Origin of the sequence: Mesorhizobium sp. B3-1-8, assembly GCF_006439495.1 — a bacterium.
GTDB lineage: Bacteria > Pseudomonadota > Alphaproteobacteria > Rhizobiales > Rhizobiaceae > Mesorhizobium.
Window position 1 is genome coordinate 65314 of record NZ_VFTK01000035.1, and the last position, 11155, is coordinate 76468.

Sequence of the window (11155 nt, forward strand, 5' to 3'; positions counted from 1 at the left end):
CGCTTATGTTTCCCAGCTCGCCCATTTCTTGCCGATCAGGAAGAACAGCACGTAGATCAGGATGCCGAGCGTCGACAGGATCAGCACCACCGCGAAGAATTGCGGCATCTGGATCATCGACGAATAGGAGGTCAGCCGGTTGCCGAGGCCGAAGCCGCCGCCGACCATCTCGGCGCCGACGGCGGTGAGCAGCCCGAAGATCGCGCCGATCATCAGCCCGACCAGGATCATCGGCAGCGCCATCGGCGCGCGGATCTTCCAGAAGATCTGCAGTGTGCTGGCACCATAGGAGCGGGCCAAAGCGATCTTGGCGCTGTCGACACGGCGGAAGCCGGTCGCGGCGTTGATCATCACCATCGGGCCGGCGGCCAAGGCCACAGCGATGATGCGCGGCGTATAGCCGAAGCCGAAGCGCAAGATGAGCAGCGGCACCAGCGCCAACATCGGCGTGGTGACGAGGATGAGGATGTAGGGCGCGACGATTTTTTCGGCGAAGGGAAACTGGGTGATCACCGCCGCCATCACCAGGCCGACCATGGCGCCGATGGCGAAGCCCGAGACGAGCTCGACCAGCGTGTAGCCGAGATGCGGCGCGATCAGCGGGAACTCGTCGAACAAGGCGTAGGCGATCGAGCTCGGCGGCGGCATGATGTATTGCGGCACGTGGAAGATGCGCAGCGCGAGCTCTATGCCGCCGACAATCACCACCGCGACGGCGAGGATGGCCGCCACCTCGGCGCCGGACTTGATGCCGGGGCCGCTGGCGAAGGCCGAAAGATTGGTCAGGCTGACATCCTGGCCATCGCCGCCTGACTTCGCCTTGTAGAATTCCGGAATGGCGTCGCCCCCGCTCACGGCCTGATCCTCACGATTTCGGCCGACGGCCGCTCCGGCGTGCTCGGCCGGACACGCTCGCCGACAATGTCCATCTTGATCCTGTTGGTGAGATCGAAAACCTCCTTCGTCGCCATGATTTCCAGCGAGCGCGGCCGCGGGAACGGCACGTCGTAGACCTTGGCGACGCGGCCGGGCCGCGTCGTCAGCACCACCACGCGGTCGGAGAGGAAGATCGCTTCCTCGATGCTGTGGGTGATGAAGACGATGGTGGTCTTGGTGTCGAGCCAGATCTCCTCGACGAGGCGGTTCATCTCCTCGCGGGTGAAACTGTCGAGCGCGCCGAAAGGCTCGTCCATCAGCAGCACCGAGGGTTTCAGCGCCAGCGCGCGCACGATCGCGGCGCGCTGCTGCATGCCGCCGGAAAGCTCGCGCGGGAACTTGCCGCCGAAGCCGTCGAGTCCGACGCGGTTCAACAGATGCGCGATCCAGGCGCGATCGGGTTTCTCGCCCTTGATCTCGAAAGGGAAGTTGATGTTGGCGTCGAGATTGCGCCAGGGCAGGAGGTTCGCTTCCTGGAAGACGATGCCGATCTCGGGCCGCGGGCCGGTGATCTCCTTGCCGTCGAGCAGGATCGCGCCCGCGGTCAGGCGATGCAGGCCCGACATCGACCACAACAGCGTGGTCTTGCCGCAGCCGGAGGGGCCGACGATGGATACGATCTCGTTGGGCCGCACATCCAGGCTGCAGCGATCCAGCGCCAGAAGATCGCCGGAGGCCGTTTGATAGACCTTGGTCGCTGCCTGCACGCCGAGCTTCGGCGTTGTTGCGCTTGCCGTATTCATGCTCCCCCTCGGAGACTGCGCGATGCGTTGCCCGAGGCCCCATCTGTCCGCGAAATCAGTCTGTAACTATCCTACTTTACTGTCAAGCGGCGACAGATGGCGGATGCAATCAGGTTCAATCAGATTTTGCCTAACTGTATGGTTTTCATAAATTTTATGATCCCTTGCCGTGCGTGTTACTTTCCTACATACTCCGTCTCGGTTGATTGCCTATGGCCAGCGGGCGGATAATCGCGAAGATGATAGTTCCAGAAGCGGGCTGGGGAGGACTTGGCGAATGACCGAAGCTGACAGCCAGGCGTTGCGAGCGACCGACGAGGACGACGAGCGGCACGACCATCTCCGGCGCATTCCCGATATCATCTCGCAGGTGAAGGACAGCTATGCGGAGCTGCGGCCGGCAGAGCGCCGCGTCGCCGACGTCGTGCTCGACGACGTCAAATATGCGGTCGACGCTTCCAACGCCGCGCTTGCCCAGCGCGCCGGGGTCAGCGAGCCGACGGTCACCCGCTTCTGCCGCGCCATCGGCTGCGATGGCGTGCGCGATTTCAAGCTGAAGCTGGCGCAGAGCCTTGTCGTCGGCGCGCTCTATCTCGCCACCAAGCCGCAACCCGCGAACGGCGACAGCGGCATGCCGTTCTGGAACGCGGTGTTCGGCGAGGCGCGGCGCGCGCTGCAGGAGGCGGAGCGGCAGATCGATCCGGGACAGTTGCAAAAGGCCGCGGAACTGATCGCCAAGGCGCGGCAGGTGACGGTGTTCGGCCTCGGCGGCAGTTCGTCGGCGTTGGCGCAGGAGACGCAATACCGCCTGTTCCGCTACGGCATCACCATCAGCGCGCAATGCGATCCGTATTTGATGCGCATGACCGCCTCGACGCTGAAGCCGGGCGATCTGGTGATCGCGATTTCGGCAACGGGGCGCACGCGCGAGGTGATCGAAGCGGTGGAGCTCGCCAAGCATTACCGCGCCAACGCGATCTGCGTGACGGCGCCGGATACCGAATTGACGCGCGTCTGCGATGTGCGGCTGACGATGGCTGTTCCCGAATATCCCGACACGCTGAAGCCGACGGCGTCGCGCTATGCTTTCCTGGCGGCCATCGATCTGCTGGCGGTGGCGACCGCCTACAGGATCGACGGCCCGGCGCGCGAAACGGTGCGCCGCATCAAATACAACGCCCAGATCCACCGGACCGGCAAGGAGATGGAGCCGCTGGGGGATTGAGGCAGCCGATATTCAGGCGAGGCCGGCCTCAAGGTGAGTTTCGACAAGGTCGACAAAGGTGGCCGTGTCGTTCGAATATATTCGTAGGGAAGGACAAAAATGCTCGACATCGCACCATCGCAACAGGCGGCAACCTGGCTCGGCGCTTTCGGCCGAGCGCTCGAGGTTGGCGACATCGACGCTGCGATCGGTCTTTTCGCGGAGGATTGCTACTGGCGCGATCTTTTGACTTTCACATGGAACATCAAGACCATGGAGGGGCAGGCCGCGATCCGCGCGATGCTGAAGGCCACGCTCCACCTGGCGCAGCCGTCGCACTGGCGGCTGACCGGAGAGCCAGGCGTCGACGATGGCATCGTCGAAGCCTGGTTCAGCTTCGAGACGACGGTGGCGCGCGGCGAGGGGATCCTGCGGCTCAAGGACGGCCGCTGCCGCACGCTGTTCACGGCGATGAGCGAGCTCAAGGGTTTCGAAGAGCGGAAAGGCCCGGCCCGGCCGCTCGGCATCCGCCACAAGGCCGACCCCAAACGCGAAACCTGGGCGGAAGCCAGGGCGCGCGAGGCGCGCGACCTCGGCGTGCACGAGCAGCCCTATTGCCTGGTGATCGGCGGCGGGCAGGGCGGCATCATGCTGGGCGCCAGGCTGCGGCAACTGGGCGTTCCGACCCTTGTCATCGAGAAGAACGCGCGCGCCGGCGACTCCTGGCGCAACCGCTATCGCTCGCTCGTGCTGCACGACCCGGTCTGGTACGACCATCTGCCCTATGTTCCGTTCCCGGAAAACTGGCCGGTCTTCACGCCCAAGGACAAGATGGGCGACTGGCTGGAGATGTATACCCGCGTCATGGAGCTGAACTACTGGGTGGCCACCAAATGCATCAGCGCCGCCTATGACGAGGCCGAAAAGGTGTGGACGGTGGTGGTCGACCGCGTCGGCCAGCGCGTCACGCTGAAGCCGAAACACATCGTCTTCGCCACCGGCGCCTATGGTCCGCCGCGGCCGATCGAATTGCCGGGCACGGACAGCTTCAAGGGCGAGCTTTTGCATTCCAGCCAGTATTCCACCGGCGAGAAATTCCGCGGCGAGCGCGTCGCGGTGATCGGCGCTGCAAGTTCGGGGCACGATGTCAGCGTCGATCTCTGGGAAGCTGGCGCCAAGGTCACCATGGTCCAGCGTTCGCCGACGACCGTGGTGAAATCCGACACGCTGATGGATGTCGGCTTCGAGATCTTTTCGGAGAAGGCGCTGGCCCGGGGCATCACCACCGACAAGGCCGACATGATCGTGGCCTCGACGCCCTTCGCGCTGGTGCCGAAGGGCCAGCGCGCGCTCTACGACGCGATCCGGGCGCGCGACGCGGATTTCTACAAACGCCTCAGCGACAGCGGCTTCGCCATCGATTTCGGCGAGGACGAGACCGGGCTGCTGATGAAGGCCTACCGCACAGGCTCCGGCTATTACATCGATGTCGGCGCCTGCGAGCTGATCCTGAACGGCGAGATCAAGGTCAAGAGCGGCGTCGGCATCAAGACGCTGACGCCGTCCGGCATCCTGTTCGAGGACGGCAGCGAGCTCGCCGTCGACGCCATCGTCTGCTGCACCGGCTACCAGTCGATGAACGAGACGGTTGCGGGGATCGTCTCGCGCGAGGCCGCCGACAAAGTCGGCCCGTGCTGGGGGCTGGGCTCCGGCGTCAAGGGCGATCCGGGTCCGTGGCAGGGCGAATTGCGCAACATGTGGAAGCCGACGGCGCAGGAAGCGCTGTGGTTCCACGGCGGCAACCTGGCGCTGTCGCGCTTCTATTCGAAATATGTGGCGCTGCAGCTCAAGGCGCGGATGGAGGGGATCGCGACGCCTGTCTATGGCGAGCCGAGCAACGCGAGGTAAGGTCGACCCCACTCCGTCGAGCTTCGCTCGACACCTCTCCCCCGATCGACGGGGGAGAGGAAGGCGCGCGCTTATTCCAGCTGGCTCCCTTCCTCTCCCTCCGGAGGGGGGAGAGGTGGCGCTGCGAAGCAGCGACGGAGTGGGGGAAGCCATTCGTCAAACGCGCCGCCGCCGCAATCCTGCCGGCCATCTCCCCTCAGGGAGAGATCAGCTAATCATACCCCGCCCAAAATGCCTCGCCGCCACATCCACATGCGTGTGGCGCGCAGGCGCCTCGAAACGCTCGGTCTCATTGTGGTCGGGCGCCTCGTTCGGCCACCATTTGCCGCCGATGGCGATGCCGTTGGAGACCAGCCGCTGGTCCGCGACCAGTGACGCGCCGACAGCGTCGACGAAGGTGAAGCGTCCTGGCATCACTTTGAGCACCGCGACATCGCCGATGCCGCCGACCTTCAGCGCACCGAGCTCGGGCCGGGCAATCGCCTGCGCGGGATTCATGGTCGCCGCGCGCAGTACCTCGACCAGCGGCATGCCAAGCGCCATCAGCTTCGACATGCAGACCAGGATGTCGAAGGCCGGGCCGTCGACGCAGTAGAGATGCACGTCGCTCGAAATCACGTCGGGAGCCAGGCCTTCGGCCAGCATCGCCTTGGCGACCTCGAAGTCGAAGGAGCCCATGCCATGGCCGATGTCGAAGATGACGCCGCGCTCGCGGGCGAGGCGCATGTCCGGCCGCACCGCGCCGGAGGCAAAGACCGGCGCGTTGGGGAAGGGGCGGAAGCAATGGGTGAGGATGTCGCCGCGGCGCAGCCTGGGCAGCACTTCCGAGCGTCCCGGCGGCGGCTCGTCGATATGCGCCATCAGCGGCAGGCCGGCCTTGTCGGCGGCCTCCAACGCCAGGTCCACCGGAGCGATGCCGCCCGAACCGCCGGCATGCTTGCCGGAACGCACCTTGACGCCGACGACCACGTCGGCGTGCTCGCGTACCGCGGCAACCGTCTCGCGCGGCTCGCAAAGCCTGAGGTCGCTGCATTCGCCGACAGACACGGTGTTCGAGAATCCGAAGATGCCGGCGAAGGAGATGTTGACGTAAGCGAGGATGCGGACCTTCGAGCGCTCGATGACATGGCGGCGAAAGCCGAGGAAATTGCCGGCACCGGCGCTGCCGGCGTCGATGAAGGTGGTGGTGCCGCTCTTGGCGGCGAGCCGGTCGGCATCGACGCCGAGCGAGGTTCCGCCCCAATAGACGTGGCTGTGCAGATCGACGAGGCCGGGCGCGACGATACAATCCCTGGCGTCGACCACCTGCGTGGCATGTTCGGCATCGATGGCGGCCTCGATTGCCGCAACACGCCCATCGGCGATGGCGACGTCGCGCTGCGCGTCCAGGCCCGATGCGGGATCGATGACGCGCCCGCCCTTTATCAGGAGATCGAACTGCATCGGTGCACTCCCTGCTGCTGCGTGTTCGCGATCAGAGCGGCCGGTAGGCGACCGCCTCGACCTCGATCTTGATGTCGATCATCAGGCGGGATTCGACGGTGGTGCGCGCCGGCGGATCCTGCGGGAAATGCTTTGCATAAACGGTGTTGAACGTGCCGAAATCGCGCGCATCCTCCAGCCAGACGGTGGTCTTCACCACATCGTCCATGGTACAGCCGGCGAGCGCCAGCGCCGCCTTGACGTTCTGCAGCACCTGCTCGGTCTGTTCGGCGATGCCGCCCTTGACCACGAGCCCGTCGCTGCCCACCGGCACCTGGCCGGAGACATAGACGAAATCGCCGGCGCGCACGGCGGGCGAGAGCGGAACATGCGATTTTCCAAAGCATTGCTTGGGCAAGTGAGCCTCCTCCTGGCGATCGAGCGGGACCGTTCACATAGCCGTCTACGCTCGTCGGCACGATCCTCCTAGAGGCAATGTCGGAAAGCAACATTTTTTCGAAACTCATGTTGCTTTATTACAGAAGCCTGAGCATCTTGCGCTCGACGCCGCCTCCGACCGGCCGCGCGTATGAGGAGAGATCCAGCATGACCTTAGACAAGAATCCGTTTCCGGAGGGCGATGCCGACCGCCACGCGCTTTGGGAAATGCTGGTGCGGCGCGATATCGATGCTTTCCTCGGTCAGGACTGGTCGATGGTCGAGGACGATTTCATCGCCGAAAGCTTCTTCGGCATGCACGCGCATTTCCTCAACAATGCCGATGCCTGGAGGCTGCAATTCCCGAGGCTGGAGGTCTATCGCGACGAATGGCTGCGGCAGGCCAAGGAAACCGCGGCGACGAAATTCGCCGAACCGCTGCGCGAGGCGCTGTTCCGCGTCACCAACATGCGCGACATCGATGTCGATGGTGACCGCGCGGTGCTGCACAAGAAGTTCGACGGCTCGGTCGCCAAGGCCGACGGCGGCATCGACCGGCTCAAATGGCAGACGCTCTATTTCTGCCGCAAGGTCGGCGGACGCTGGAAGATCGCCGGTTTTGTCGGCTACATGCCGCATCCGCAGGGAAGCTAGCGGCCCGTCGGACGGCGCCGGCGTTGGTAAAATCGACCATTGTGGAGATTAGCCGAAGCGCCGGTCAGTTCGTCATCCTAGGACGGAACGGCCGCACAGACCCGAGGATACTATGCCGTGACCTTCGAGGCGTCGCAGCGGTGCAGGCTTTGGCACCGCAGGCATTCTTTGGCAGGCTCAATGGCACAGGATCCTTGGGTCTTCGCTCCCGCTTCGCGTCGCTATGCACCAAGATGACGACGTTGGGCCAATCGGCAGCCTATGACAGAAGCGGCGATCGTTCGTCCGGGGAGCGGTGGTCGAAGACGACGCCCATGGTCTTACCAACGGCAGCCATGACGATCAGTTCGATCAGATGGTCGTCACTGTCCTGGCAGGCCGGGTCGGATCGGCGGATGACGTCGAGCATCGCCCGGGTCGAGACGGTGTCGCCGGCGCGAAATTTCGAAAGAGCAGACGAAACAAGGTCTTGCACCGTCGGGTCCATGACGGGTACTTCCGCAGCGACGTTCATTGGCCTCCTCCTGCCATGAACCCTCCCATAAAAAGATGATACGCCAATGGTTGGATTGCGCCAGTGAAATGGTGGTCCGACCAGTGTGGCTGGCGACAGCCTGCCGCCATTCGCGCCAGGGACGGGCTGACGCCCGCCCTTAGGTGTGGAACACCGAGCCGACGGCTGTGACCCATGCTCGACGCACCGCGCTCAGGTTGGTAAGCCCGTCGCGCGCAGGGAGACGATCCGAGTCGAGACATGACGGTTGCAATCGAGATGGGGCAGACGACGGCGGGCACGCCGGCGGCCCTCGACCTGGAGGAGTTGTTGGCGACCCGCCTGCTGGTGCAGGGCAATTCGGGCTCCGGCAAGTCGCATCTGCTGCGCCGGTTGCTCGAACAGAGCGCGCCCTGGGTGCAGCAGACGATCATCGATCCCGAAGGCGACTTCGTGTCTCTGGGTGAACGCTATGGCCATCTGGTGATCGACGCGGAGGAGCACACCGAGCGCGGCCTGCAGGCGGCGGGCGAGCGGGCGCGCATCCATCGCGTCTCGACGGTGCTCAACCTCGAAGGGCTCGATGCCGAGAACCAGATGCGGCGTGCCGCGGCATTCTTGGGCGGGCTGTTCGAGGTCGCGCGCGGCCATTGGTATCCGATGCTCGTGGTCGTCGACGAGGCGCAGCTCTTCGCGCCCGCCGCCGCTGGCGAGGTTTCGGACGAGGCGCGCAAGCTCTCGCTGGGCGCCATGACCAATCTGATGTGTCGCGGCCGCAAGCGCGGGCTTGCCGGCATCATCGCCACGCAGCGGCTGGCGAAGCTCGCCAAGAACGTCGCGGCGGAGGCCTCCAACTTTCTGATGGGCCGCACCTTCCTCGACATCGACATGGCGCGCGCCGCCGACCTGCTCGGCATGGAGCGGCGCCAGGCCGAAGCTTTCCGCGACCTGGAGCGCGGGCATTTCATGGCGCTCGGTCCGGCCTTGTCGCGCCGTCCGCTCAGCGTGCGCATCGGCCAGACCGAAACCAGCCCGCGCAACGGCACGCCGCGGCTGATGCCGCTGCCGGAAGCGATGCTGGAAGATGCGCGCTCGATCATCCTCGCGGCGCCGCCGCCGGAGACGGTCAGGGCGCAACGGCGGCCTTCGCCCGACCTGCTAGACCAGCTGATGGCGGCCAAGGCCGCGCCGCTGGACATCCGCCCCGAGCCGGCGGAACCGCAGCCCAGCGCCGAGGACCTCGCCGAGCGGCGCGAGCGGATGGATCGCATCCTGCGCGCCATCCTGGCCGAGCCGGATGCCGGATTCCGCGTCATCGGCGTGCTCTACCAGGAGTTCGTCGTTCGCTGCCGCATCGAGGGGCTCGCGTCGGTCGTGCCTGACCTTTCGGAGTTCCGCCGCATGTTGACGCGGGCGCGTGCGGGCGTCGGCTCCGACATGGCCGAGGACGATGCGTGGCGCGACGTTTCCGTGCGCGCTTCGCTGCTGCCCGAGGATATGCAGGGCGTGTTCATGATGATCGCCCGCGCGGCGAAGGAAGGCTGGCCATGTCCGAGCGACGCGGCGATCGCGCGGGCCTACGGCTCGCATTCGCTGCGCCGCGCGCGCCGGCTGCTCGACTATATCGAGGAGCAAGGCCTCATCGTCTGCCAGGTCGACGGCGTGGGCCGGCGCACGGTGACGCTGGTCGAACTCGCCTGGGCGACCGCGCCGGGCGACCCGAATGCCGCAGAGCAAGCCAGCCTGGCTGGCTGACATCGGAAGACGCTGGCGACCGGGCTCTGGCGGCCTTTGCGCCATTGGTTGACGGCGAGCCTGCTTTGTCGGTTGCACGCAGCACTACATGTTCCGATAAAATTTCCAACAGAAATGCCAGCGACCGAGCGATGGCGAAGTCAACGCTGGGCAAATGACGCCGCGCCGAAACGGACTCGGGCCGTGCACTTTAAGTCTTTGTTTTGATGCATATCATTCCCTCCAAATCGCAGCCCACTTTGGGAGACACAGGCATCAATCGATGGGGTGGCAGATTTGTTAAATGTCTAATGAATCGTTAACATTACGCGGCAATATATATTCCGTTATGGTTTCCAAATCGTAAAAAGCTAATATACCTGAATATAGGTATGCTTGTCCCGCGATTGCGGCGACCGAGGGGGGCACGCCAGCTAAGAGCATTTTGGGGCACGAGTGCGCAAGCGCGCTCGGCAAGGGGGATTTTTCATGTCTGTCGGCGATATCAAATTCTTTACTATCAGTCAAAACGGCTTCGTGCTGTCGGTCCAGGCCGTCGACATGGGCGATGGTCAGACGCAGGTCTTCATCAAGTCGGTTCAGGGCCAGGGAGACCTGAACGCGATCTGGTGGTCCGATGGCGATTCCACGGTCGACGGCAATGTTACCCTTTCGAAGTCGGACAATTCGCTCAACATGAACGGCACCGGCATCATCTGGGATGGCTATGATTACCTTTCGAGCGCGGGCCTGGGAAAGCTCGGCGAGGCCAAGTCCACATTCATCACGCAGGGCGAGACGCTGACCTATATTGCCAATGTGAGCCTGGCCGAGGTCAGCACGCTTGGCATCCGCGCGACGAGCGTGAACGGCGGCGACAGCATCAAGGGTGTGGACACGAGCGCGGACCAAACCTTTGCGCTGCCCACGGTCACGATCGGCGATGCCCCCGTCACCGAGGGCGGCAAGGCCCAGTTCACCATCGGCCTGAGCAATGCCTACGCCTATGACATCAAGGTCTACTATGGCACCGGCGACGGCACGGCAACCGCCGGTTCCGACTACACGGGCACCAGTAGCTATGTGGTCATTCCGGCGGGACAGACCACGGCCACGGTTTATGTGCAGACCCTCGACGACTACTACAAGGAGGCGAACGAGACGTTCAACGTCACGCTCAGCAGCGCGACGACGAACGTCCTCGGGTCGAACATCAACCTGGGCATTGCCGACGGCAATGGCGTCGGCACAATCACCGATGACAAGGACGCCACCACCATCACGCTGAGCGCCCCGGCTGCGGTCGACGAGGGTGGTTCGATCACGGTCACTGCCAATGTAGACCATGCGCCGCAGGGCGACCTCACCATCACGCTGTCGAACGGCCAGACCATCGCCATCCTGAGCGGGCAGACCAGCGGCCAGGTGACCTTCGCGGCGCCGGGCGAGGATGTCTATAAGGACGCCAGCACGCTGAACCTCAGCATCAATTCGACAACCGGTGGCAATTACGAGGCCCTCGTTACGACCGCCACCGCCAGCGTTGCGGTGCACGACACCATCGACACCACCGCCATCACGCTGGACGACGTCAGCGTCAACGAGGGCGCGGGAACGGCGACG

10 protein-coding genes are annotated in these 11155 nt (G+C 64.5%); 5 read left to right on the forward strand and 5 right to left on the reverse strand.

Translation table 11 applies throughout. The features are described 5' to 3' along the window. Window positions 1-3: 3 nt before the first annotated feature. The gene (locus FJ424_RS26585) at window positions 4-855 is read right to left on the reverse strand and encodes an ABC transporter permease (RefSeq protein ID WP_140658106.1); all 852 of its coding nucleotides are present in this window, start codon (window positions 853-855) and stop codon (window positions 4-6) included. Next, window positions 852-1679, reverse strand: coding sequence for an ABC transporter ATP-binding protein (locus FJ424_RS26590; RefSeq protein WP_140658108.1), 828 nt, complete (start codon window positions 1677-1679; stop codon window positions 852-854). Before FJ424_RS26590 ends, FJ424_RS26585 begins: the two co-directional genes overlap by 4 nt. 277 nt (window positions 1680-1956) lie before the next feature. Here FJ424_RS26590 and FJ424_RS26595 point away from each other — a divergent pair, with 277 nt between their 5' ends. Next, window positions 1957-2904 carry a MurR/RpiR family transcriptional regulator gene (locus tag FJ424_RS26595; RefSeq protein ID WP_140647920.1) on the forward strand — a complete coding sequence of 316 codons (948 nt, stop codon included), beginning with the start codon at window positions 1957-1959 and terminating at the stop codon, window positions 2902-2904. A gap of 99 nt (window positions 2905-3003) precedes the next feature. After that, on the forward strand, window positions 3004-4791 hold the full coding sequence (locus FJ424_RS26600; protein ID WP_140658110.1) for an NAD(P)/FAD-dependent oxidoreductase: 1788 nt from the start codon (window positions 3004-3006) through the stop codon (window positions 4789-4791). A 207-nt stretch (window positions 4792-4998) separates the two neighbouring features. On the opposite strand, the gene FJ424_RS26605 is transcribed toward FJ424_RS26600, so the two are convergent. After that, on the reverse strand, window positions 4999-6234 hold the full coding sequence (locus tag FJ424_RS26605; RefSeq protein ID WP_140658112.1) for an amidohydrolase/deacetylase family metallohydrolase: 1236 nt from the start codon (window positions 6232-6234) through the stop codon (window positions 4999-5001). A 31-nt stretch (window positions 6235-6265) separates the two neighbouring features. After that, window positions 6266-6631, reverse strand: a complete 366-nt coding sequence (locus tag FJ424_RS26610) for a RidA family protein (RefSeq protein WP_140647917.1) — start codon at window positions 6629-6631, stop codon at window positions 6266-6268. 188 nt (window positions 6632-6819) lie between these two features. Between FJ424_RS26610 and FJ424_RS26615 the strand changes: the two genes are divergently transcribed. Continuing rightward, window positions 6820-7305, forward strand: coding sequence for a hypothetical protein (locus FJ424_RS26615; RefSeq protein ID WP_140658114.1), 486 nt, complete (start codon window positions 6820-6822; stop codon window positions 7303-7305). Between the two features lie 259 nt (window positions 7306-7564). Here FJ424_RS26615 and FJ424_RS26620 read toward each other — a convergent pair whose 3' ends face one another. Next, entirely contained in the window at window positions 7565-7819 is a 255-nt protein-coding gene (locus FJ424_RS26620) for a hypothetical protein (protein WP_140647915.1), read from the reverse strand. Between the two features lie 240 nt (window positions 7820-8059). Between FJ424_RS26620 and FJ424_RS26625 the strand changes: the two genes are divergently transcribed. Both FJ424_RS26625 and FJ424_RS26630 read left to right on the forward strand, forming a co-directional pair. After that, complete coding sequence (locus FJ424_RS26625; RefSeq protein WP_140658116.1) at window positions 8060-9553, forward strand: ATP-binding protein; 1494 nt, start codon at window positions 8060-8062, stop codon at window positions 9551-9553. Between the two features lie 468 nt (window positions 9554-10021). Continuing rightward, on the forward strand, window positions 10022-11155 hold a 1134-nt coding region (locus FJ424_RS26630; RefSeq protein ID WP_210239442.1), incomplete at its 3' end, for an immunoglobulin-like domain-containing protein.

What these genes read in the sequence shown, in the direction of transcription:
- FJ424_RS26600 (WP_140658110.1), top strand. Translation starts at nt 3,004, where the DNA reads ATGCTCGACATCGCACCATCGCAACAGGCGGCAACCTGGCTCGGCGCT.
- FJ424_RS26595 (WP_140647920.1), top strand. Translation starts at nt 1,957, where the DNA reads ATGACCGAAGCTGACAGCCAGGCGTTGCGAGCGACCGACGAGGACGAC.
- FJ424_RS26615 (WP_140658114.1), top strand. Translation starts at nt 6,820, where the DNA reads ATGACCTTAGACAAGAATCCGTTTCCGGAGGGCGATGCCGACCGCCAC.
- FJ424_RS26620 (WP_140647915.1), bottom strand. Translation starts at nt 7,819, where the DNA reads ATGAACGTCGCTGCGGAAGTACCCGTCATGGACCCGACGGTGCAAGAC.
- FJ424_RS26605 (WP_140658112.1), bottom strand. Translation starts at nt 6,234, where the DNA reads ATGCAGTTCGATCTCCTGATAAAGGGCGGGCGCGTCATCGATCCCGCA.
- FJ424_RS26590 (WP_140658108.1), bottom strand. Translation starts at nt 1,679, where the DNA reads ATGAATACGGCAAGCGCAACAACGCCGAAGCTCGGCGTGCAGGCAGCG.
- FJ424_RS26625 (WP_140658116.1), top strand. Translation starts at nt 8,060, where the DNA reads ATGACGGTTGCAATCGAGATGGGGCAGACGACGGCGGGCACGCCGGCG.